Raw genomic sequence first — 21,034 nt, forward strand, 5'->3', positions numbered from 1 at the left:
AAAGAAAAAAGCCCGGGCAGCTTTGCACTGCGCGGGCTTTAAGGTTCATGCCCCTCTCAGAGGAGGCGAGACGGGCACTGCTGGGGGACTTATGCGAGTTCTTGTTCGCGCATATCTTCCGCGTTGATGCCAGCGACAGCAACAGGTGCTTTCATGGCGTCTCTGCGGAAAGGCTCACCAAGTTCCTGGTTGAGGATCACCTCAATGAATGTAGTCTCGTTACGCTCCATCTGGCCTTCAATGGCGTCATTCAGGGTCTTGGTCAGCTCATCGGTGCCGAACACCTGAATGCCCTTCAGACCGCAAGCCTCTGCAATCTTGGCGTATTGCACTTCCAGATTAAGCTCGGTGCCAACGAAATTATCATCGTACCACAGTGTCGTGTTGCGCTTCTCCGCACCCCACTGATAGTTGCGGAAGATCACCATGGTGATGGGTGGCCAGTCATCACGACCACAAGCAGTCATCTCGTTCATGGAGATACCAAAGGCACCGTCACCGGCAAATCCAACTACTGGCACGTCAGGACGCCCAATCTTCGCGCCCAAAATGGCAGGCAAACCGTAGCCGCAAGGCCCGAACAAACCCGGAGCAAGATACTTCCGTCCCTCATCAAAACTCGGATAAGCATTGCCAATGGCGCAGTTGTTGCCAATGTCAGAGGAGATGATCGCCTCTTTCGGAAGTGCCGCCTGAATAGCCCGCCATGCCATGCGTGGAGACATTTTCTGAGGTTCGCGAGTACGGGCGCGCTCGTTCCAGCTTGTGCCCGGATCATCATCCTCGTGATCCATGGAAGAGAGCTCCTGCAACCAGGCTGATTTCGCATGGTGCACCAGTGCTTCCCGGTCTTCACGCCCTTCATTACCTGCGTGATCCGCCAGTTCTTCAAGGATCTGCTCCGCCACAGCACGAGCATCTCCTTGAATGCCGACACTTACCTTCTTGGTCAGCCCGATCCGGTCAGAATTGATGTCCACCTGAATGACCTTGGCGTCCTTCGGCCAGTAATCCATGTCGTAGCAAGGCAGGGTAGAAAACGGATTGAGCCGCGTCCCAAGAGCCAGCACCACGTCCGCTTTCGAGATCATTTCCATACCCGCTTTTGAGCCGTTATAGCCAAGCGGACCGACGGAAAGCGGGTGATTGCCGGGGAATGCATCATTGTGCTGATAGCCACAACAGACCGGTGCGCTCAGCTTCTCCGCCAAAACAGCAGACGCCTGAATAGCGCCACTCAACACAACACCCGCACCGTTCAAAATGACAGGGAACTTTGCATCAGACAGCAGCTCAGCAGCCTTCTTGATGGACTGCACACCACCACGCGGCTTTTCCATGCGCACGATCTGCGGCAGCTCGATGTCGATCACCTGTGTCCAGAAATCACGCGGTATGTTGATCTGGGCCGGAGCGCACCCACGCCAGGCTTTCTCAATCACACGGTTCAGCACTTCCGCAATACGGGAAGGATCACGAACCTCTTCCTGATAGCAAACCATATCTTCAAACAGAGCCATCTGCTCTATTTCCTGAAAGCCACCTTGTCCGATGGTCTTGTTGGCTGCCTGCGGGGTAACAAGCAGCAGGGGTGTATGGTTCCAGTAGGCTGTCTTGATCGGTGTTACAAAATTGGTAATGCCTGGACCGTTCTGAGCAATCGCCATGCTCATCTTACCGGTTGCGCGGGAGTATCCATCCGCGCTCATGCCTGCGTTACACTCGTGGGCGCAATCCCAAAACTTGACACCTGCGGCAGGAAAGAGATCCGAAACTGGCATCATGGCAGAACCGATAATGCCAAAGGCGTTATCAATTCCGTGCATCTGAAGCACTTTTACAAAGGCCTCTTCGGTCGTCATTTTCATGGCACAAGTCCTCCCCATCACGTCACAGGCACGGCTGTGATCTGCACATTCTGATATGCAGTCAAACCTAGCCTGAGCCAGCGGAGGGGTTTAGGGCCAGATTCCGCTATAGCATTGGTCAGTTGTGTAGAAGGTATTGAAGATGCAACGGAATGCCACCGCCCATGTCAAGCAGAGAAGCGCTAGCTTACATCAACGCTAACGGAAACGAGGCTGGCATTCATCAATCCTCGCAGGGAGTTACCAACATAGACAGCATCTGCTGAGCGCAAATCATGCACAGTCAGATCCGCTTCCTCTGCATATCCATGTTCCAGCAAACCAGCGCGGAAAACTCCCGGCAATAACCCATGCGTAAGAGCAGGGGTAAGCAACTTGCCGTCCTTGCGGATAAACAGATTGGTGAAGCTGCCTTCTGTCAGATATCCAGCTTCATTGAGGAAAATGACCTCGGAACATCCATAGTTAGCAGCATACTCTGCGCGGGTTTGATCGTAAAATCCGCGCTGGCTGGTTTTGTGGAACAGGAACCGGTCCTGTGAATGCACGCGCTCGTCTGCAAGGCAGATCCGCCAATCATAACCGCTTGCTGCCGGCATTTCCTGTGCCGTCAGCATGAACTGTCCGTCTTCATAAAGGTCAAGCCGAACCCGCATATCGCGATCAAACACCGCTGCATGGTCTGAAAGCACGCTCAACGCCTGATCCAGATTCCAGTTGAAACCGAAGTAAGATGCGCTGTCGGCCATCCGTTGCAAATGACGTTCCAGCAACGTGTAGCCTTCGTCAGGTGTCCAGCCCATAGTTTCAAACAAGGTGAAACGCTCTTCTGACGCCTTCAGGAAGTTCAGTTTCAGCAGACATTCATCATATTCAGGTGACGCACCGGAATCGAATACAACACCCGAGCCTGTCCCCATTTCAGCAGCGCCATCCTCGTCAATCACCAGCGTACGGATCGCCACATTGAAGGTGAAATCGCCATTGGGCTCAATCATTCCAATGGAGCCGGTGTAAATCCCACGCGGGCTCTTTTCCAGCTCATCAATGATCTCCATAGCCCAAAGCTTCGGTGCTCCGGTGATAGAACCACACGGAAACAGCTCTTCAATAATCTCGGGCAATTCAGCTCCATCCACCAGCTCGCCAGTGGTGGTAGAAGTCATCTGGAACAGGCTACGGTATTGCTCAACCTCACAGTGAGAAGGTACACAAACACTGCCTGCTTTGGTGATGCGAGAGAGGTCATTGCGCATCAGATCAAGGATCATGGTGTTCTCGGCGCGTGATTTCACATCACTCTGCAGCCAGTCCCGAACACGCGCATCTTCTTCGCTCGTGCGTCCACGTTGAGCTGTGCCCTTCATCGGGCGTGTCGTCAGTTGCTTGCCCTTGCGCTCCAAAAACAGTTCCGGAGAAATCGAGAGAACTTTCTGATCACCCAGATGCAAAAGGGCAGCATATCCAACCGGTTGCTGGAACAGCAGATTGTCAAACAAAGCAGCTGCGCTTCCAGTCTGCTCAAGCTCAGCACGCATGGTCAGGTTGATCTGGTAAATGTCACCTTGTGCCAGATGCTGCTGTGTTTTGGCAAAAGCGCTCTCATAGTCACCTTTACTCATGTCAAACCGGTTGATGTGAATGGAAGGGGCGGCTTCATTGCCTGCAGCCTTAACCAGCCATCGGGCTTCTTCATCTCGGGTCAAAAGCTGAGGTGCATCGTAGACGCCGAACCAGGCAAGAGGCACATTGCCTGTGCCCTTGAAGCGCTGCTTCAGCTTCTCTTCAAACGCAAAACCAAATTCATAGGAGAAGAAGCCAGCCAGATAGTGACCCGCTTTGCGCTCTTGTTCCAGTTGCTGAAGAAACTGAGGGACCTCAGAAAGAGTTTGGCAGGTCAGCACGTGCTTTGGGGCTTGGAAGAGACGCGCAGGCTCATGACTAAGCCTGTCGACAAAAAGTACTGTTCCAAACGCAAACTGCGCCATACCTGTCCATTCTTATTTGGGTTACCCTTATTAAGAATGCTCAATACCAGCCCGTCAGACCAAGGCAATCATAAAATTGTCTCCAAGTCCGTTTCTTGAGTAATTTTGCGTAAATTGTGATCAATTTCAGCCCAAATATCCGAAAATTCCCCTCAAGGCGGCCGTTTCAAAAGAGCAGAAGCGTCGCTCAAACGCAAAACGGGCCACCAAGGTGCCCCGTTTCATCAGAATTTGTAGCGCAGATTAAGCAACGTCGTGGAAGAAGCGCTCCAGCGTATCGTGAACTTCATTGAGATCACCATCAACCTTATTGGCTTTCTCAGTGACTTCGAAGACGGAGCCTGTTGCCTCGTTCATGGCTTCACTCAGGCTGGCAATGCTCTGGGAAACTGCCATGGTGCCGTCAGCTGCAGCTGCAATATTAGCTGAAATCTCATTGGTCGCATCACCCTGCTGGGTTATTGCCTCCGCAATGGCACCAGTGTGGGCGTTCACGTCATCCATGGTCAACGTGATGGAGCCAATTGCATCCACAGCTTCCCGGGTTCTGCCCTGAATTGCGGACACCTGAGATGCGATCTCTTCAGTCGCTTTAGAGGTCTGGTTGGCCAGCTCTTTCACTTCCGCGGCGACAACTGCAAAGCCTTTGCCTGCTTCTCCGGCGCGGGCAGCTTCAATGGTGGCGTTAAGGGCCAGCAGATTGGTTTGTTCAGCAATCGCCTGAATGAGTGTTACAACTTCGCCAATGCGACTTGCTGCTTCTGCAAGGCTGCCAATGGTGTCGTTGGTCTCCTGCGCACCACGGGTTGCAGCTTCAACCATGTCGTTGGCCTGCGCAATCTGGCGTGCGATCTCGGAAATGGAGGAGGAAAGCTCTTCGGAAGCAGCAGAAACGGTCTGAACATTGCCAGATGCTGAATCAGAGGAGGAGACAACTTCAGTGGTATGACCAGAGCATTTATGCGTCGCGTTCTCCAGGCCTTTGGAAGCAGATACGATGCTATGCGTGTTTTGTGAAAGGCTCTTCAGCTGCCCATCCACCACGTCACGCAGCCCGGAAATGTGCTTTTCAAAGAATGCGATACGTTCGGATTGCTCTGCAATCTTCTGTTCGTTTTCCGCAACTTCAGCTGCAGACACTGCTGCTTGTGCGGAAGCAGCAGTGTCTGCCGCGTTAGAAGCTTCAGCATCGTCCTGACCGCTCAGGAAGGCCATCGTCACGCCAGCGAGAAGAACCAGAATGATGAGGTTGCCAGACATGGTGCTCTGATCACTCACGAGGAAGTTTGGCAAAACGAATAGGCTGCCAAGAAGATAAATTGCGGAAATTACAAGGAAACTGCCAAGCGCGCCGCCATTGCGAGAAGATCCCAAAACAACCAGCGGGGCGAAGAACAGGATGTTGAAGTCCACTTGCCAGCCTTCTGCATATCCACCAAGAGCAGCAGCAATGCTTGCAACCGCGGCCAAAATGGCGAGGCAAATGCCAGAAGCTAGGTCAGCTGCACCGGATTCCTTGTCTTTCAGCCACAATGCGGTTGGAATAGCAGCAAGAAGGAAAGCTGATCCCGAAAGAATGCTCATTGTGCCGGTATCACCAGCCCAGCTCATCCCAAAGCTCAGGAGAGCAAGAACCCAACCCAAGGCAATCGGCCAACTGGTTGAACCCGTGTCAGATTGGCATACCTCTTCTTCAAATCCGACTGCAGCACTCATTTCAGGTCTTCCCTTAATTGTATTGGTGCATGACACACCCAAATACATCCACCCAATTATTAAACGCATTCTGGATTTATAACTCTCTGATAACAAAGAGGAATGCGCACAACCTCAAGCAGCCAGACAGCACAATTGCAGCCGTAACCACTTGGTTGAATGAAAGAAGTAACACGCACGAAAGGGCGAAATCACACAGCAATCGCCTCTAAAAGAGGCGGCCCTCAAAATTGAATTGCGTAAATTACTCCATTCAAATCTTAGTTGTAATTTGTATAAGATTTATGCTTAAGAGAAGCTTAATGGAGCGGAAGGGAAGTGTAAAAAGCAAAGAACACCGAAGCGTTCACTTCGGTGTTTCTGCGTTGAAAATAAACTGAAATCAATAAAAAAACTAAACCAGTAAAATTAAGCCTTAGGCTGGTTCGTTCTCTTCAACCTGTTCATCTTCCATTGGATCATCATAGCAAAAGCGTGTGCAAGCAGAGCTTTCCACGTCATTCAGGATGAACTTGAGGAGAGAGGAGAGGTTGTCCAATTGGCTCTCATCGATGTCACCGAGCAGCGCATGAGCTGCTTTCCGGCGCGCTTCAGCCACTTCAACGGCTTTACGCTTACCACGAACGGTGAGTTCTACCATAACTTCCCGGCCTCTGCGGCGAAGACGTCGGACCAACCAGTCTTTCTCAAGACGGTCAATCAGGCGCACGGTGGCGGAATGGCTTAAACGAACTTCTTTCGCAACTGTACCGATGGAGATGGCCGGAGAGCGTCGCATAATAAGAAGAGCCGCGACGGCACTTGTTGAAAGATCTCCGTAAGCATCAACACTCGCATCTTCAAGTGCTGTACTTACCGCGGAAAGTTGGTCTGCAATATGATTGGTTCTCATCATAAATTAAATCTCTAAAATACTGTCCTGACGATTCTGACTTAGCGTCATTAGAGTTAATCCTAAAACTGCAATTTAACAAATGCAAGTTTAATAAAATTGAAAATAATAAGTATTTCGAAACCATGCAACCTGCAAAATCAATAAAAACCACCGATTTGGTCCCTGATTATTAGCAGGTTGCAATTATCCATAAATTATTTTTGATCACCTATTGCTTAGGGGATTGGGGCGAAACCGGCAGTGGGCAGGTCGCACCTGTGCCCGAAAGGCCACAGTATCCATCTGGATTCTTTGCCAAATATTGTTGGTGATATTCTTCAGCGTAATAGAATACGTCGAGAGGACCGATTTCCGTGGTAATCCCTGCGTTTTTGCCGATTTCCTTAAGGGCATCCTGATAAGACTTGGCTGTTTCTTTAGCCGTCTCAATATCTGCCTCACTCATCAAATAAAGCGCAGATCTATACTGTGTCCCCACATCGTTGCCCTGCCGCATTCCTTGCGTTGGGTCGTGACGCTCCCAAAATACCTTCAAAAGTTGTTCCAGAGAAATTTCTTCTGGATTGTAGACCACTTTTACAATTTCGGTGTGACCGGTCTGACCAGTACACGTTTCGTGGTAGGTCGGATTCTTTGTAGCGCCACCTGCAAAGCCAACAGCTGTTACATACACACCCGGCAGTTCCCAGAAGGCGCGTTCCGCACCCCAGTAACATCCCATGCCCACATAGAGCTCTTTCATCCCTTCAGGATATGGCCCATTCAGATCATGACCATTCACGAAGTGCTTTCCGGGAGTCATGATTGGTGTATCCCGGCCTGGCAGCGCTGTACCTGTATCCGGCATTTTAAACTTGTTTGAGAGCATTCTGAGAAACGACATATTCACTTACCTGTAAGAACTCTGCATCACAGCAGGGTTGTGCTGATGCGACGCCGCTTGTCGCCATACCATAGCATAATTAGTCCGAGAGGTCCGAATATAACCCACGGCGGCATGAGCAAAAGGCTTTGAATAATCGGATCCCAGAGAAGAGGGCTCACGTACCGCTGGATGGCCGCCTGGGATGCATTGAGCGTTTCTGGTGACAGATCAAACCAGATCAGTCCCAGTGGTGAAGAGGTCCAGCTGGAGGTCGCAATGCTCTTAGTGGCATCCACGACAAATGAGACCAGCGCTATGGCGACAAACCACACACCTATAAAACGCAGTAAAAATCCAACCACGTGTCTGCTTCCTTTTTCTGTCAGCTATCTTTTAAACTCGCAATGAGCCTGCGTGTATCCACAGTACCTCATGCAATCTAAGGTGCAACCTATCAGAACAAGCATGCCAGACGCTCTTAAATTCCAGTCAAAACTGCGTAATGGATTGTGATTGGTTGCCCGTAGACAGGCAGAAAAATGCCTTTGTTTTCATTCTGGTTCCACAGAGTGGGGATACATGGCAAAAAAATCGAAAAGACCTCTTGCGCCCCCCAATAGTTTTGCATATACCCCCTCTCACGCCGCCGGGCATACCCGGTGAGCGGAATGCGGAGAGGTGGCCGAGTGGTCGAAGGCGCACGCCTGGAAAGTGTGTAGGCGGGGAACCGTCTCCAGGGTTCGAATCCCTGTCTCTCCGCCATTACTATTTCTCCCCCAAACGAAAATCAATCAATTAAACCAATGGTTTATGCTGGATATTTAGAGGCAACTTGACTCTGAATCCCTTCACTGCATAACATTCTACATAACAAACTACATAACATTTGTGTTTGGTGGAGTGTGGAATGGGATACTCGTTAAGTCGCGGCGTCTACTATTTTGTGAAGCGTGTCCCTAAGAGATATGCTGCTGTTGAGCCTCGCACTCGTGTTCAACTTTCCCTGAAAACCAAAAGTCCTGATGTCGCTGAGAAGAAGTCTCTCATGGTTGAGGAGAGGCTGATTGCATATTGGGAAGCTCTTCTCGCGAACAATGAAGAAAGCGCTCAGGCGCATTATGATGCTGCTTTGAACTTCGCAGGAGCACACGGGTTTACCTACCTCTCGCTTGAGGATGTGGTTGTGTCTCCGATTAACGATCTGCTTGGCAGGGTGGACGTGATACCGGATTCAGAGGTGCCGAAGAAGAACTCAGCTGCAATTGCGGGTGTCTTAGGTTCTGCAAAGCCGAAGCAGAAACTCTCAAAGGTATATGAAGAGTACCTGGAACTTACACCTGATCTTCGAGTGGGCATGAGTGATGACCAGATCCGGAAATGGAAGAACCCAAAGTTCAAAGCAATAAACAACTTCATCGCGGTGGTCGGGGATAAGGATGTGCGGGAGATTGCCCGCGAAGACGGGTTGAAGCTGCGGCAATGGTGGATGGATCGTATTCTGGATGAGGGAAAGAAGCCTAGTACAGCGAACAAGGACTTCACCCACCTGTCTAAAATCTTCTCAACATGGTGCGATCTCAAGCAGGAGAAGCTAGAGAATCCATTCTTGCGATTGCGTCTGAAGGAAGATGATACCCAAGATGAGCGACCTCCGTTTTCTCGTGACTGGATCGAGACGAAGTTGTTGGCTCCGGATGCATTCGGCGCGACCAATGAGGAGGCAGTTCTCATCTTCAAGATCCTAATCAATACCGGATTGAGACCCTCAGAGGTGATCGGGGCAAAGCTGGAGCACTTCAAGATCACTCACAATGTGCCTCATATCAGCATTGAAGAGTATCGAGCTGAAGGCTTCATGAGGAAGCTGAAAACCAAGTGGTCTGCGCGTGAAGTGCCGCTCGTGGGTGTTTCTCTGGAAGCTGCGCGGCGACTGGTGGCGCTTGGCGGGGTGCAGAAATACTACCTCAAGTCAGATCAGTGGTCGGCTCTCATCAATAAGGAGTTGGATAAGCACAAGCTCAGGGAGACTGAACAACACACGGCTTACTCACTGCGACACTCGTTTGAAGATAGCTTGTTGGAGGTTGGGGTGGATCATCGACTTCGCGTGGAGCTGATGGGGCATTCTTACGAGCGGCCAAAGTATGGGGAAGGTGGAAGCTTGCAGCTCAAGCGTGAGCAGATCGAGAAGGTTGCGTTTTATTGAGCGGCGATCTTAAGGGCCAGCTGCAGGGCGTCTTCTTTTTGCTGGAACTCTTCGACTTCCTTGGTCAGGCGTTGGAAGATGGGCAGGTATTGCGGATTGCCTGCGGCGATGATCCGGGCCACTTTCTTTTGAGCACCAAGAAGGCGCTTCAGCGTCACCTCCTTATTGTGAGGTGCTGAAGCTGCCAACTGCGCTACAGGTTTTCTGCGCGGGGCAACGTTCATTGGATTACTTTACCTTTTCGTGTCTAGCTGGTGGTCAGATAAGCTGGAGAAGCAGGGCTTTAAGTAGGTCTAGTGTGAGCCATGTAAGGGCGATGGTCAGTGCCAGTTTAAGCTCCATCTTGAGACCCGCTCGGCACTTGCTGAGAGACGTTCCAAGCCTCAATCATTTTGGGTTTTTGCCCTTCGGCTAAGATGAGTTCGTGCATTAGCTCAGAGCATACATATGCCATTGCTGTGCTCTGATCTTTGAAGCTCAGCGTAGGTTTGTGCTCTTTGCCCTTGCGCTCATCATAGATTTCCCATTCACCGGGGCCGCCACGTAGGCGAAACAAGCGACCATCTTTAGAGCTAACGTCCCAGTGGCCTATGTTCCGTCTATAAACTTGGAAATGAGGAACCATTCCCGCCTCCTGTTTGTTGGATTTGGCTAGATTGGGTCTGGAGTTTCTTAAGCTTAAGGCTATGTGCTGCCAGACCTCCTCAACCTCTGCTGAGGGTTCGTAGGACTTGTCATCTGGAAGATGTGTTTTCACTTTCACCTCGTCAGTTTCAGATGGTTATTGCGATCAGTAGCTTTTCAAGAAAGTTGGATGTGCGGTCTTGGAGGCCTTCTGGCATGTGCTCTTTGACTTGCTCTACAAGCTCTGGAGGAGCATTTACAGCAACAGCAGTCAGGATCTCTGCCAAGGCCTCAGGCTTGGTTGTGAGCTTGATGCCGATGTGAATGGGGGTCATGCCGGGCTCCAGCTGCATCACTCACTCCTACGGTTATCGAAGAGAGAAAAGGGGAGAGAGGTAGTCATGACCCAGAGGTGATACATGTTGGCACCGTCAACGATTTCTGCCAGTGGAGGGTAAACCTCGACGGCGGTGGCGGTTGGTCCGGCAAGCTCATCTTTAATGCGTTGCATTTCGGGCCATGATGGGCGGACTTCAGAGAGGCACGTGATTGCAAGGTGGCGGATGCCGTTGGATAGTGTGCGGTCTAGAACGCTAAACACATCATTCTTATGCGCTCTGGTGAACTCTGCCGCCCATCCGTGCCCAACGGTCCCCTCGGAAAACTCTTTGATCTGCCATAGCCCCCAGTCCTCACGTGCTCGATTGATTTTCTCGCGCTTTATAAGCTTTTGTTGCTCTCTCTTAGAGAGACCGTATGGAGTCAGGTCGATTGTCATTGCGGTGCCTTCCAGTGTTGAGAGAAGGGGTAGCGGCTCAGGTGCGCCTTTCCTGAGCCGCTACTGCCGAGGCGACGCTTTCGCGCTTGGGAGGAGTAACCTCGGCAATGCTAATGGGCGTGGGTGACGTGCTGGAATGTAGCCAGCTTGCTCTCTTCCTCGGTTAGAGGCTTGTTGTGTGTCTGGTATGCGAAAATGATTTTTGCTGCATGCCAAGCCAGGTTGATTTGATTGTCTGGCGTGAGAACATCAAAGGGCTGTTGTTCGCTCACGGGCAGGGTAGACCAGTAGGCTCGTGTTGCAGTCTTCAAGGCAGACGGATTCAGGTCTTCAATTGGGAGTGAACCGGTTCCGTTGCAGCGTTCGCACTCGCTTAATGCAAGGTGGAAATAGTCATCGCGTCCTGTTCCTACGCAAGTTGGGCACTTCATTGCTCGTTCTCCTGCTCTAGGGCTGTTCCATAGCGAGCCGGCTCCATTCCGAACCAGTAGAGCTGCCACATGCGGAGGGTGTTCATTGTGAAGATGAGAGGAAGGAAGGTCATGCTGCCTCCTCCATTGCCATGAGTTCGGGAACATTGGCCTCCACGATAGCTTTGGCGACAGGTGGGCATACGCTGTTACCGCATTTTCTGATTTGCTCGGTCTTCGGGAATGGCTTGCCTTGGTAATCGAAGTTGATGCGGTAATCCTCTGGAAAGCCTTGGGCTTTGTAGAGTTCTGAGGATGTAAGCATGCGCATGCCAATGTCAGTGACGACATAGGGCTCACCCGCAATCTCAATGGTAACCAGACCAAAGCGATCTTTGGTTGTCACTGTGCCCATGGGAGCGTTAATGGGCTGACCAATGGAAGCGCCATAGTAGGAAGTGAGGAAGGAATGAACGGCCTTCCTATGGTCGCTACTGTGGCTGATGCCCTTAAGCTTCTGAAGATGGCTGGTTACAATGTTCTGCTGTGTTGCGCGTGTGGTGATGGTTGAAAGAGGAGTGTCGGCGGGTCTTCCAGCTACATCGAAGTTATGTTGTGCAAGGAAGGCAGCAACAAGAGCATGTTTCCCTCCACCAGCGATAACTGTGCCAAGTGGGGTATTGATATCTAAAGCTCTAGGGGCTTGTCCTTGACGCTCTCCATATCCGGTCTGAACGAGGGTTGGGGTGACTAGCGCAGACTTTCTGCAGCCCTCGGTAGTCACCGTTCCGAGAGGGTCTTGGATCGAGGCGCAGTTAGAGTTGGTGAATTGTCGATCGACAAACGGGACGACTAATGCTCTGCATCCGCCTTTTTCGGTCTTGATGGTAGTCATCGGCTTGGAGAGTGGCTCAAAGCTACCGCTATGGCTCATGTTCACGATGAAAGGCTCTTTGGCATCAATCACAAACTTCTGAATACCTGTTGCGATCCGCTTAAGGGTGTTCTCCGCAAGATCTTTCTTGCGTTCAAAGATGGATGGGCAGGGGATTGACCAATCAATGCACTCTGCTGCAGTGCGCCAAGGGCGCAAGCCTGAGTCTTCGAAGCCAGATGCTCTTGGGTCTCCGTGTGTTGGAGAAGGCCAGACGATTTTTCTTCCATCCCTGCGCATGATAACAAAGAGGCGTGTCCGGATTGTTGGTGTCCCATAATCTGAAGCCTTCATCTTGCGATACTCGATTTTGTATCCAAGCTTGCTCAGCGCAGCACACCACTCTTTGAAGGTTTCGCCAGCACGCTCCTTGATTGGTCGGCCTTCGTTGTCTAGTGGTCCCCAGCCTAAGAATTCGATGACGTTCTCTAGCGCGATCACGCGTGGTCGGTTCCTACCTAGGTTCTGACAAAACTTCACGATCGCCCAAGCAAGCATGCGTACCTGGGGAGACAGGATTTTCTTTCCACTTGCTCTGGAGAAGTGGCGGCAGTCTGGCGATGCCCAAAGGAAGCCGACGGGGCGTCCGTTTGTGTAGGCTGGCAGATCGACCTCGAAAACGCTCTGAGGCAGGTGGATGGTGTCCGGGTGGTTCTGTTCATGCATGGCGAGGGCTTTGTCGCAATGGTTGATCGCGATATCTGGTGATCTGCCTAGCGCCATTTCGATGCCTGTTGAGGCACCACCGCCACCTGCGAAGGCGTCAATGATGAGTTCGTGAGAGGTCCGGCTGGCGGAAAGATTGAAGAGTTCTGTCTGCATTTTAGAGGCTCAACTGTTGGGACCAATCAGGAAAGAGCTGTTCCAGCTCTGCGTAGTTCGCTTCAAAGCCGTTCCGAAAATCGGGGAAGGTTCCGGTCTTCTGCCAGTGTCCTCGGGTGGAGCCTCGTTCCATCCAATTCTTGCCCGCGTAAATAAATAGCGTCGGGCTCAACTCCAGTTCTTTGAAGGTTTTGCGGGTCACAAATCCGTTCTTTTCGAGCAGAATGGAAAGTTTGATCGCTTTGATCTTCCAGTCTGTGAGGCGAGTAGGGCAGGGTTTGCCAGCTTCTACAGTTGGAACAATCTCAGGCAATGGCATTCTGGAAAGAGGAAAGAACTCAGGAAAATACGTGAAATTGTATTGATCAAGAACGGGGAGCGATGGCGAGAACCATTCGTCGTATTTGGGGCTCTTCACTTCGTCGCGCACTTCGATGATTTGCAGATTGAGTAGTCCGCAAATGAAGGCCAGATCGTTTCTGTGGCCCTCGGGAATGAGGATCGCACGGCAATCTGGTCCCGGCTTGGTGATCTCATAGGCGCGTTCTGCAGCTTGAGTGACGACCTTGGCGTTTAAGCGCAGCTTGGCTTCTATGCCGATTTGAAAGCCATCGCAGTCGCGGACCAAAACAATGTCCCAATTGTTCCATTCCGGGTAAGCGGTCCAGCCTTCCGGCAAGTTCTTTAGGAACACTGAGCACATCTCGGCTTCAGTCTGGAATTTCGCTTTACGTTTCATAGGCGCATGAACCTTCTAGCGTTTGTTTAGGACGTCAAAAGAGGAAAGCTGGGTGCTGATGAACTCAGAGGAGATGCTCTGTTTTGCCTCGATCACGGTTTCATCGAGGGCAGGGGCGAGGAGCAGTAGAACGATGGCGAAGGCCACCAGAACAGCGAGCTTTGCGGCCTCGTTCGCATGGAACAGGATCTCGTGGCAGAGATTACGAAATACGATTTTATCAATGCTATTCATGGGACTGTTCCTCGTGAATGAGGGAAGCGGAAGGTTGAGGAGTTGGAGGCGCTAAAGAGTGCCTGCTGGGGCTGTGGTCTGCATTTCCTGCAGGAGCTTTACGAGCTGTAATTCGGCTTCTTTGAAGGTCTCGCGTAAGGCGAGGATGCGAGCCGAGATCTGTTTGCGGTCGTTAGGGGCTTGATTCAGTATGAGACGCAAGTCAGAGCGAAAGATGCAAATGTCCCCGTGCGCTTCACCTGTGCGGGCAAGGGCGTCTTCACCCACATCCTGTACGGATTTGGTGGGCGTTTGAGCTGGGCTCTGTTTGGTTGCAGGGAATTGAATGACTTGTGCACTGGGCATCTCTATCTCCAAAAACGAATAGCCGATGGAGATTGATTAAATGATACAAAATGTATATTGTCAATTGAAAAAGATACAAAATGTAGATTGATAGCTAATCGCCGTTCAGGGAGCTCTATGAGAGCCCTTTGGTTTTTGGTGATGAGAATTTGGGTGGGGGATTATGGGGATGTGTCTAGGAAAGTGACGACTTTTCCGAGGGTTGGGGCATTTTTAATTTGGGAGTGGGTATGTCAAATTTGAAAATCTATATCGTTTATCTATCAGAATATATTGGATTAATTCTCCAATATTGCTCCTCTGCATACGTCTCTGGATAAAGGGGCAAAGTCTGAAGCAATATATTGGGGGGCGTTATGTTCTCGGAAGTTAGACTTGAATTGTTGCTGAATACCGCGGTGCTGCTTGGTCTGCCGTTGGACTATCTTTGTGATCTGACTGTTGGTTTGTCAGACGAGGCAGCTGCGGTCGTATGTTTAAATTTATGCCGCATGTCCGAGCTCATGTGAGAGGTATTGGGTGAGGGGGTAGCCCCTCACTTCTTGGTCGTTGGCTTCGAAATTGTCTGAATGAATGACTGAGGTAGTCCCGCTTCTCTGCCGAGATAGATATAATCCAACGTGATGTCGTAGGTCTCGCGTATCTTGTAGGCACAATCTAGAGAAATCCGCCTAAGGCCAGTTTCCCAATGGTTATAGCGAGCGCGGTTGAAGCCGTGTTTCTCAGCAAATTCCTGCTGTGTGAGCCCGGTGTGGTCACGGATCAGCCTGAGTCTATTTCCGATGCTTTCATATTGTTTTGCAGCTTTTTCCATGTTTGTAATCTCGCATAAATCTACCTGATGTAGAAATCTCAATTTGTATCCTTGACAAAAGATACAAATTGTAGAATTTTATATACATGAATAAGCGGATCAAACAGACATTTGATGTAGTTGGTCGTACCACGCTCAAATCAAAGCTTGGTGTAAGCGATAAAGCTCTTTTTGCTGCTTGTGCTCGCGGCATCCCAGCGTCGTGGTTTGACGTTTTGGATGAGTTGGCGAAAGAGAAGGGCCTTCGTGTTCCTCGTTCTCTCTTCAATTGGAAGAGAGCGCAACCTACCACCGATCAGAGGAAGCCGTTTTATGACCCTTCTGATTGATGCTTTTCACCACGAATACCGTCTTGGGCATCGGCCTATGGAGAGTAGTTGCTTGCTGACGCATAGACCAGCTGCTCTCCTTTTTGTCTAACTGCTGAGAACTCAATGATTGCGAACAGGTGCGCTCAACTCGCCATCGCTGTCAAATCTTTGTTCTCGCCTATCAATCTATTGCCTGACCTTCATCGGGTCATTGGGCTTCTGGAAGGGATTGGGTACCTATGAGTTTTTCCAGAACGGACAACGGGCGCAAGGTCTGGATTTGCCGCCAAACCAAAGAGCTCATCAAAGCTTTCGGTGGTCAGGAATGTACTGCTTCTTTTCTGGATCTGGGCCTGACGACTGTCAAAAAATGGCCAGATGTAAACGAGGCTGGAAATATCACTCTGATGAGTTTGGTGAAGCTGGAAGAAGAGCTGGTCTCCATAGGCAGTGATCCGGTGTTTACGCTGGAACATTTGCGAACTCTGGGTTACATCGCCACCAAATTAGACGCGAAAACCAGCAAAACTCCAGCCGCTTGCGCCCTCGATATGGTTCAAGCGGCCTGTGACGCTATTAAAGCTGCCTCAGAGGCGGCGGCTGATTGGGAAATCACTCCGGCAGAACACCGCCGCATCGTCGGCATGTTTGAAGGCGCACAGAAAGAATATGCGAAGTACCTCTCCTCCTACAAAGCGTCAATTTCAGATGACGCGAAGGCGGAGTGATGGGTAGCTTTCAGTCCAAAAGAACTTGGCAAGACCTGGCTCCAGAGCTGCTTGGACTGTCAATACCTCCCTGTCACTTTTGCATAGCCTCAGACTACAGATGTGGCTTTATTGTTATGGTGATTTCGGGTTCTGGACACTTCCAGTTATCAAGTTGGGGTACTCGTTTAAGGTATTCGAGCAGGCTGACCCCAATATTTGCTCTAAGTTCTAGTAACTCTACATGGTCTATAAACTTCACATCGAAAAACTCTTTTACTTTATCTGTGTATTTATGCTTGTTTGGTGATGATAATATATTTTTTCTATTAGACACGGATAATCCGAAATACTCAGTTTCAACCTTTGTAAGCCGAACGATCTGGTTGAATGCCAATACGGTCCGACACTCTTCTTCAGATACTGCGTTAAACGCGTCTATTTCTTCGTTCAGGTTAAAGATTTTTGACATCAGCTGTATTGCTTTTTCATCTGCTTTTGCGAATGGCTCTACAAGCTTGATGATCTGCTGGGCAATTGGCGTTTCCATTGTTTCATCATCATCCATGCTGGCTGTTCCTTTCCTCGGGTTGCCAGTGTGCGCAGAGAGCTTTGCTATGTTGGCGCATCCGGCAAGGCTCTCTGCATCTTTTTGCGATGCTGATTGCAACACGCATTCGCCTAAGCGTCGATCTGCGGAATCCTTCGGGAGGGTTGCTGCATGAGCGTGCCTGAAACCCTCCGCATTGGTGATCTGCCATGCGAAATCCGGTTGGGTGATGTGCTCGACCGTTTGCGTGAGATGGCTGACAACTCAGTTGATTGCGTCGTCACGTCACCGCCCTATTGGGGGCTACGCGATTATGGCGTTGAGGGTCAGCTGGGGCTTGAGCCAACGCTGAAAGAACATCTCGATAAGATGGTTGAGGTGTTCGAGGAAATTCGGCGGGTGCTGAAACCAGAAGGTACTTGCTGGATCAATTACGGCGACTGCTACGCAACCAGTCCGGCAGGGCACAAGTCTGATGCAGACGGGCGGATCCGAACAGGAAAAGACGACCGGACATTCACCCAAAAACCGTTCTCAACCATTCAAGGCAGTTTGAAGCCCAAAGACCTTTGCATGGTGCCAAACCGGCTCGCAATTGCCTTGCAAGATGCGGGGTGGTGGGTACGCGGTGAGATCATTTGGGCAAAGCCTAATCCTATGCCGGAAAGCGTACGGGACAGACCAGCAGGGGCACATGAGAAGATCTGGCTTGTCACGAAGTCCCCACGCTACTTCTACGATGCTGCTGCGGTCCGGCAAGGACGCGTCGGTGTTGAGGATGCCAATGGATTCCGAGGTGGTTCCTACACGGCCAATTCTGCCGGGAAGCGCAAGAGCGTAGGAAACAAGCTTGTATCGGATAAGCAGCGCGGTCACAGGCAACGACATGCCGGATTTGATGGTCGCTGGGACAAGATGACCAAGCAGGAACAGCAGGCGAATGGGCGCAATCTTCGCAACTATGAGCCTGCTCCGCTTGAAGTTTGGAATGTGGCAACGCGCCCATTCCCTGGTGCTCATTTTGCGACTTTCCCACCAGAACTAGCTCAGCGCTGCATTGTGGCAGGTTGCCCGAAAGGCGGTGTTGTTCTGGACCCGTTTGGTGGTGCTGGCACGGCTGGCTTAGTCGCGCTGCGCCTTGGCCGGCAAGCGATCCTGATTGAGCTCAATCCAGAATATGCAGCGATTGCGCAAGAGCGCATCGAGCAAGACTGGATGGGTCCAGCAGAACGGAAATCCCACCAATCAGCGGCAGATGATGATGCAGGGCCGCTCTTTTCTCACCTAGAGCCAATGGAGGCTTGTAGTGCGTGAATTTCGGAACATTGAAGAGTGGCGGCGAGAGTTCTCCGTGTACCCCATGGACTCCGGTACCTGCTTGGTACTGCATACGATAAGCCTGTTTGCGACGGATATTAACGAGCCGTTTTCCGTGACAATTCACGACCTGGGTGAGCGTTGCAACCTGAGTAAGCCGAGTGTGATCAAGCATCTTAAGAAAGCTTGGCGTGAAGGATGGATCGGAGTGCGGCACTACGACGGGGTGGGAGCAAAGCTCATGCAAAAAGAGTACTTGCTCAAGTCTCCTGAAATGAACGTGGAGGGCTGGGTATGACCCCTTCAACTCATTTCGCCAGATGTGATTTTCCATGTTGCAAGCCTGAAGATGGAGGAACGTTATGACTGCGACTTTAGCCTCTGAAAACCAAGCAGATCGCCCACGTATTTCGTTTGTGCCTGCGGCTGTTTATGCGGATCAAACCCTGATGCCGCGTGACCGTGATGTGTTGGGCGTACTCTGCTCCTCTACCGATAAAAACGGTATTTGCTATCGCTCTCAGGTGAAGATTGCAGAGCTGCTTGGTGTGGCGCGCTCTACGGTGTATCGGGCAATCAGCAGGTTGATGGCATCAGGCTGGCTTCAGCGCAATGAGGGCAAACGTCCTGACGGCGGGCGCTGTTCGTATACCTACAGGGTCATCAATAAAGATATGCCGGTACCGGAGCAGATGGACTTGTTTGTTGCTGATATCGAAGATGGGCATGTGTGTGCAGGACGTAGCATAGACGGGCAGGGGATGCCCGCCCAGAAGGGCAGCTATAATAACTTGTCTTTAAAAACTTCTGATATTGATGACGAAGTGGCTGCGAGTAGGTCTGATGAGGCAAATTCTGTGCCTCCTGCTGCTGGAACCTTGCCGAATAGCGAGGCAGCTGGACGGTTTATGCGAGGTGTTGCTGCCTTGCTGAACTCGGTAGGGCTTGATGTTGAAGCGCTGCGGGGCGGCACTAATCCGGCCATTGGCTGGTTTGTTCGGGGTTGTGATCTGGAACAGGATGTGGCCACTGCCGTGCGCGAGGTGGCTGGACGGGCTCCCGGTATGATCCACTCGCTGAATTACTTCACTGGAGCGGTGTTTTCTGCACATAAGGCGCGGCTGGAAGTCTCGCAAATCTACGGCAAATATCAGCGTTTGGGCGATAAAGCAGCGCGGAAACGGGCGCGGCGGGAGGAGCTTGAGCGGGAGAGTTGCCGCGAGGCGATTGCTCAGCTTGAAGCGGAGTATGCCAGATGACAGAGCCTTGTGAAAAGTCCCTTGAAGACCGTTATGCAGATGTGATGCGGCTCTTTGTTAAGCCGCTTTCAGGCAAGTTCACCATGGTTCCCGGCGATGAAAAGAAACCCTACTTTGATATGCTGTGCAAACAGTTAGGCGGGTTCGAGGCAGATACGCTTGAGCTTGCTTCCACGAAGATTGCACGAGAGGTATCCGGGCGCAGATGGCCTGATTATGCGGTTGCTATAGCTGCGTGCAAAGCGGTGATGGGTGTGAAGCCTGCACGCAAACGTCAGGATGGTGAACGTTATAGCCTGCCCACCGATGCGGTGATGCGCATTCTCTTGGCTGACGGCAGGGAGCAGACGTTAGAGGCCTGCAATGGAGACTGGATCTCTGTCCTGTTTGATTTCGTCAAAGCCAAGCACAGGTACCCTTCTGATCGTGAGATTGAGGGATTGATCGTTGAAGTGCAGGCACGCGAAACCCGCTTGAAAGCGCAGCGAGTTGAAGCCTTGAAGGTGCTCTATGGCGAGAAGGGCAGCGCTGAGCGGGCTCTGCCTGATCGCCATCCTGTTCAAATGATGATTAATGCATTTGCCAAGCGGCGAATGGATCTATGTGACGCTGTGTTTTTAGAAGTTTACGGTTGCGATGTTGCAACGCTGGCTGCTGATGATGGAGGGCAAGCCTATGCTACTGCATAGATTGAATGAGGAATTTCGCAGGGAACGCGATGTGCTCTATTTGGCAAGCTCTCCTGATGCCGGGAGATCTGCTGTGTCAGCTCCAGTCGCCCACAGCGCTGAAATGCCTGTCGGGACAAAGACACGGGATTGGCTGTTTGTGGCGTCAAAGGCTGGCGGGGTTAGAGGATGAGGCAAGCTCCAAATGCAGGGAATAAGGCGCTAGAGCGGAACTACCAGTTTATGCGTTCGCTCATCAATAGTAGCTCTCTTGAGTGGGTTGTGGTTTGCACCAATCCGAACTGTGAGGATCGGGCTTTTGAAGGGATCAATGCAGCTGGTGTGACCGTCTATCAGCCGATGATGACTGAGTATCGGAGGTCAAAGACAAGGAAGGAAAAATTCGTGTTGGGTTGCTTGATGTTCCCTCGCTACCTGTTCGTTGGACTGAATGCGAATGCGGGTCAGACATGTGATTTGGTTCGAAAATGTGATGGTGTGGAAAAGATTCTTGCAACCAGGTCTGAAGCGGCACCACACCGAGTTCCATTGCGTGAGATGCTTCGAATAGTCGATACAGCATGTGAGGCAGAGGTTGGGTGCAAACATGTAAAGGGTCAGTTGCTTAGTATTGGTGACGGGGTTCTGCTTGTGGCAGGTAGTGGTGCCAGATTGAAGGGTGTTGTCCGCGAGATCAAACAGGGTGGTAAGTCGCTTGAAGTGGACCTGCAAGCCTTCGGGCGGACAACAAAAGCTGTGGTGCCAGTTGACAAGGTTGAACTCTGTTCGCCATGATGTGCGGCAGGACGATCACGTGGATCTCTTGGGGCCTGAGCGGCTGAAACCCGCTACAACAAACAGAGCGACCCAGACACGAGACCCAGTCAACATAAGACGCTGAGAAGCGGAGTTGGCGCGAAGAGTTTCTATGGAATTTCGATACGCATGCAGAGTGCGTCAACTGGTTCGCTGAGAGGCGGGCCT

General features: G+C 51.2%; 25 protein-coding genes and 1 tRNA gene. 9 read left to right on the top strand and 17 right to left on the bottom strand.

What is annotated here, in order from left to right:
- Positions 1-89: 89 nt before the first annotated feature.
- The 6 genes from xsc to PsAD5_RS02410 all read right to left on the bottom strand — a co-directional run bounded on the left by xsc (position 90) and on the right by PsAD5_RS02410 (position 7,694).
- The gene (gene xsc / locus PsAD5_RS02385) at positions 90-1,868 is read right to left on the bottom strand and encodes a sulfoacetaldehyde acetyltransferase (protein WP_063290952.1); all 1,779 of its coding nucleotides are present in this window, start codon (positions 1,866-1,868) and stop codon (positions 90-92) included.
- A gap of 182 nt (positions 1,869-2,050) precedes the next feature.
- Positions 2,051-3,856, bottom strand: a complete 1,806-nt coding sequence (gene pabB, locus PsAD5_RS02390; RefSeq protein ID WP_063290953.1) for an aminodeoxychorismate synthase component I — start codon at positions 3,854-3,856, stop codon at positions 2,051-2,053.
- Positions 3,857-4,099: 243 nt separating this feature from the next.
- Positions 4,100-5,572: a methyl-accepting chemotaxis protein gene (locus tag PsAD5_RS02395; protein ID WP_063290954.1), complete on the bottom strand. Its 1,473-nt coding sequence runs from the start codon at positions 5,570-5,572 to the stop codon at positions 4,100-4,102.
- A 415-nt stretch (positions 5,573-5,987) separates the two neighbouring features.
- A complete protein-coding gene (locus PsAD5_RS02400) occupies positions 5,988-6,467 on the bottom strand; it encodes a MarR family winged helix-turn-helix transcriptional regulator (RefSeq protein ID WP_063286691.1) in 480 nt (159 codons plus the stop codon).
- Between the two features lie 208 nt (positions 6,468-6,675).
- Positions 6,676-7,350, bottom strand: a complete 675-nt coding sequence (gene msrA, locus PsAD5_RS02405) for a peptide-methionine (S)-S-oxide reductase MsrA (protein ID WP_057464084.1) — start codon at positions 7,348-7,350, stop codon at positions 6,676-6,678.
- Between the two features lie 26 nt (positions 7,351-7,376).
- On the bottom strand, positions 7,377-7,694 hold the full coding sequence (locus tag PsAD5_RS02410; RefSeq protein ID WP_208860253.1) for a hypothetical protein: 318 nt from the start codon (positions 7,692-7,694) through the stop codon (positions 7,377-7,379).
- A 310-nt stretch (positions 7,695-8,004) separates the two neighbouring features.
- Between PsAD5_RS02410 and PsAD5_RS02415 the strand changes: the two genes are divergently transcribed.
- Together PsAD5_RS02415 and PsAD5_RS02420 are read left to right on the top strand one after the other, a co-directional pair.
- Positions 8,005-8,094 (top strand) — tRNA-Ser (locus PsAD5_RS02415).
- Between the two features lie 145 nt (positions 8,095-8,239).
- The gene (locus PsAD5_RS02420; RefSeq protein ID WP_063290955.1) at positions 8,240-9,538 is read left to right on the top strand and encodes a DUF6538 domain-containing protein; all 1,299 of its coding nucleotides are present in this window, start codon (positions 8,240-8,242) and stop codon (positions 9,536-9,538) included.
- Here PsAD5_RS02420 and PsAD5_RS02425 read toward each other — a convergent pair.
- The 10 genes from PsAD5_RS02425 to PsAD5_RS02470 form a co-directional block, all read right to left on the bottom strand.
- Positions 9,532-9,762 carry a hypothetical protein gene (locus PsAD5_RS02425; RefSeq protein ID WP_063290956.1) on the bottom strand — a complete coding sequence of 77 codons (231 nt, stop codon included), beginning with the start codon at positions 9,760-9,762 and terminating at the stop codon, positions 9,532-9,534. The two genes, PsAD5_RS02420 and PsAD5_RS02425, sit on opposite strands and share 7 nt — an antisense overlap.
- 107 nt (positions 9,763-9,869) lie before the next feature.
- On the bottom strand, positions 9,870-10,163 hold the full coding sequence (locus tag PsAD5_RS02430) for a hypothetical protein (protein WP_084405901.1): 294 nt from the start codon (positions 10,161-10,163) through the stop codon (positions 9,870-9,872).
- 148 nt (positions 10,164-10,311) lie between these two features.
- Positions 10,312-10,515 (bottom strand): hypothetical protein, encoded by a 204-nt coding sequence (locus tag PsAD5_RS02435; RefSeq protein ID WP_063290958.1) that lies wholly within the window; start codon positions 10,513-10,515, stop codon positions 10,312-10,314.
- Positions 10,515-10,940, bottom strand: coding sequence for a DUF7694 domain-containing protein (locus PsAD5_RS02440; RefSeq protein WP_063290959.1), 426 nt, complete (start codon positions 10,938-10,940; stop codon positions 10,515-10,517). Before PsAD5_RS02440 ends, PsAD5_RS02435 begins: the two co-directional genes overlap by 1 nt.
- A 110-nt stretch (positions 10,941-11,050) precedes the next feature.
- Positions 11,051-11,371, bottom strand: coding sequence for a hypothetical protein (locus PsAD5_RS02445; RefSeq protein ID WP_063290960.1), 321 nt, complete (start codon positions 11,369-11,371; stop codon positions 11,051-11,053).
- A 109-nt stretch (positions 11,372-11,480) separates the two neighbouring features.
- Positions 11,481-13,106 (bottom strand): DNA cytosine methyltransferase, encoded by a 1,626-nt coding sequence (locus PsAD5_RS02450; RefSeq protein ID WP_063290961.1) that lies wholly within the window; start codon positions 13,104-13,106, stop codon positions 11,481-11,483.
- A gap of 1 nt (position 13,107) precedes the next feature.
- The gene (locus tag PsAD5_RS02455; RefSeq protein WP_063290962.1) at positions 13,108-13,845 is read right to left on the bottom strand and encodes a hypothetical protein; all 738 of its coding nucleotides are present in this window, start codon (positions 13,843-13,845) and stop codon (positions 13,108-13,110) included.
- A 15-nt stretch (positions 13,846-13,860) separates the two neighbouring features.
- The gene (locus PsAD5_RS02460) at positions 13,861-14,079 is read right to left on the bottom strand and encodes a hypothetical protein (protein ID WP_063290963.1); all 219 of its coding nucleotides are present in this window, start codon (positions 14,077-14,079) and stop codon (positions 13,861-13,863) included.
- 51 nt (positions 14,080-14,130) lie between these two features.
- Positions 14,131-14,424: a hypothetical protein gene (locus PsAD5_RS02465; RefSeq protein ID WP_063290964.1), complete on the bottom strand. Its 294-nt coding sequence runs from the start codon at positions 14,422-14,424 to the stop codon at positions 14,131-14,133.
- A 535-nt stretch (positions 14,425-14,959) separates the two neighbouring features.
- Entirely contained in the window at positions 14,960-15,238 is a 279-nt protein-coding gene (locus PsAD5_RS02470) for a helix-turn-helix transcriptional regulator (RefSeq protein WP_063290965.1), read from the bottom strand.
- A gap of 86 nt (positions 15,239-15,324) precedes the next feature.
- Between PsAD5_RS02470 and PsAD5_RS02475 the strand changes: the two genes are divergently transcribed.
- Together PsAD5_RS02475 and PsAD5_RS02480 are read left to right on the top strand one after the other, a co-directional pair.
- Positions 15,325-15,567 (top strand): hypothetical protein, encoded by a 243-nt coding sequence (locus tag PsAD5_RS02475; RefSeq protein ID WP_063290966.1) that lies wholly within the window; start codon positions 15,325-15,327, stop codon positions 15,565-15,567.
- A 221-nt stretch (positions 15,568-15,788) separates the two neighbouring features.
- Positions 15,789-16,277, top strand: coding sequence for a hypothetical protein (locus tag PsAD5_RS02480; RefSeq protein WP_063289135.1), 489 nt, complete (start codon positions 15,789-15,791; stop codon positions 16,275-16,277).
- A gap of 94 nt (positions 16,278-16,371) precedes the next feature.
- Here the strand turns inward: PsAD5_RS02480 and PsAD5_RS02485 are convergent, their stop codons facing one another.
- A complete protein-coding gene (locus PsAD5_RS02485) occupies positions 16,372-16,929 on the bottom strand; it encodes a hypothetical protein (RefSeq protein ID WP_153041327.1) in 558 nt (185 codons plus the stop codon).
- Positions 16,930-16,977: 48 nt separating this feature from the next.
- On the opposite strand from PsAD5_RS02485, the gene PsAD5_RS02490 reads away from it, so the two are divergent.
- The 5 genes from PsAD5_RS02490 to PsAD5_RS02515 all read left to right on the top strand — a co-directional run bounded on the left by PsAD5_RS02490 (position 16,978) and on the right by PsAD5_RS02515 (position 20,845).
- Positions 16,978-18,120: a DNA-methyltransferase gene (locus PsAD5_RS02490; protein WP_063290968.1), complete on the top strand. Its 1,143-nt coding sequence runs from the start codon at positions 16,978-16,980 to the stop codon at positions 18,118-18,120.
- Entirely contained in the window at positions 18,113-18,421 is a 309-nt protein-coding gene (locus tag PsAD5_RS02495; RefSeq protein WP_063290969.1) for a winged helix-turn-helix domain-containing protein, read from the top strand. The genes PsAD5_RS02490 and PsAD5_RS02495 overlap by 8 nt, the downstream gene beginning before the upstream one ends.
- A 64-nt stretch (positions 18,422-18,485) precedes the next feature.
- Entirely contained in the window at positions 18,486-19,382 is an 897-nt protein-coding gene (locus tag PsAD5_RS02500; protein ID WP_063289131.1) for a helix-turn-helix domain-containing protein, read from the top strand.
- A complete protein-coding gene (locus PsAD5_RS02505; protein WP_063290970.1) occupies positions 19,379-20,071 on the top strand; it encodes a hypothetical protein in 693 nt (230 codons plus the stop codon). Before PsAD5_RS02500 ends, PsAD5_RS02505 begins: the two co-directional genes overlap by 4 nt.
- 168 nt (positions 20,072-20,239) lie before the next feature.
- Positions 20,240-20,845 (top strand): transcription termination/antitermination NusG family protein, encoded by a 606-nt coding sequence (locus tag PsAD5_RS02515; protein WP_063290971.1) that lies wholly within the window; start codon positions 20,240-20,242, stop codon positions 20,843-20,845.
- Positions 20,846-21,034: the final 189 nt, after the last annotated feature.

The organism is Pseudovibrio sp. Ad5 (genome assembly GCF_001623095.1).
In the GTDB taxonomy this organism is placed as follows: Bacteria; Pseudomonadota; Alphaproteobacteria; order Rhizobiales; family Stappiaceae; genus Pseudovibrio.

Coding starts and splice junctions, on each gene's coding strand:
- PsAD5_RS02505 (WP_063290970.1), top strand. CDS start 19,379: ATGACAGAGCCTTGTGAAAAGTCCCTTGAAGACCGTTATGCAGATGTG.
- xsc (WP_063290952.1), bottom strand. CDS start 1,868: ATGAAAATGACGACCGAAGAGGCCTTTGTAAAAGTGCTTCAGATGCAC.
- PsAD5_RS02470 (WP_063290965.1), bottom strand. CDS start 15,238: ATGGAAAAAGCTGCAAAACAATATGAAAGCATCGGAAATAGACTCAGG.
- PsAD5_RS02445 (WP_063290960.1), bottom strand. CDS start 11,371: ATGAAGTGCCCAACTTGCGTAGGAACAGGACGCGATGACTATTTCCAC.
- PsAD5_RS02475 (WP_063290966.1), top strand. CDS start 15,325: ATGAATAAGCGGATCAAACAGACATTTGATGTAGTTGGTCGTACCACG.
- pabB (WP_063290953.1), bottom strand. CDS start 3,856: ATGGCGCAGTTTGCGTTTGGAACAGTACTTTTTGTCGACAGGCTTAGT.
- PsAD5_RS02455 (WP_063290962.1), bottom strand. CDS start 13,845: ATGAAACGTAAAGCGAAATTCCAGACTGAAGCCGAGATGTGCTCAGTG.
- PsAD5_RS02500 (WP_063289131.1), top strand. CDS start 18,486: ATGACTGCGACTTTAGCCTCTGAAAACCAAGCAGATCGCCCACGTATT.
- PsAD5_RS02400 (WP_063286691.1), bottom strand. CDS start 6,467: ATGATGAGAACCAATCATATTGCAGACCAACTTTCCGCGGTAAGTACA.
- PsAD5_RS02425 (WP_063290956.1), bottom strand. CDS start 9,762: ATGAACGTTGCCCCGCGCAGAAAACCTGTAGCGCAGTTGGCAGCTTCA.
- msrA (WP_057464084.1), bottom strand. CDS start 7,350: ATGTCGTTTCTCAGAATGCTCTCAAACAAGTTTAAAATGCCGGATACA.
- PsAD5_RS02430 (WP_084405901.1), bottom strand. CDS start 10,163: ATGGTTCCTCATTTCCAAGTTTATAGACGGAACATAGGCCACTGGGAC.
- PsAD5_RS02395 (WP_063290954.1), bottom strand. CDS start 5,572: ATGAGTGCTGCAGTCGGATTTGAAGAAGAGGTATGCCAATCTGACACG.
- PsAD5_RS02440 (WP_063290959.1), bottom strand. CDS start 10,940: ATGACAATCGACCTGACTCCATACGGTCTCTCTAAGAGAGAGCAACAA.
- PsAD5_RS02480 (WP_063289135.1), top strand. CDS start 15,789: ATGAGTTTTTCCAGAACGGACAACGGGCGCAAGGTCTGGATTTGCCGC.
- PsAD5_RS02465 (WP_063290964.1), bottom strand. CDS start 14,424: ATGCCCAGTGCACAAGTCATTCAATTCCCTGCAACCAAACAGAGCCCA.
- PsAD5_RS02460 (WP_063290963.1), bottom strand. CDS start 14,079: ATGAATAGCATTGATAAAATCGTATTTCGTAATCTCTGCCACGAGATC.
- PsAD5_RS02450 (WP_063290961.1), bottom strand. CDS start 13,106: ATGCAGACAGAACTCTTCAATCTTTCCGCCAGCCGGACCTCTCACGAA.
- PsAD5_RS02435 (WP_063290958.1), bottom strand. CDS start 10,515: ATGCAGCTGGAGCCCGGCATGACCCCCATTCACATCGGCATCAAGCTC.
- PsAD5_RS02490 (WP_063290968.1), top strand. CDS start 16,978: ATGAGCGTGCCTGAAACCCTCCGCATTGGTGATCTGCCATGCGAAATC.
- PsAD5_RS02420 (WP_063290955.1), top strand. CDS start 8,240: ATGGGATACTCGTTAAGTCGCGGCGTCTACTATTTTGTGAAGCGTGTC.
- PsAD5_RS02515 (WP_063290971.1), top strand. CDS start 20,240: ATGAGGCAAGCTCCAAATGCAGGGAATAAGGCGCTAGAGCGGAACTAC.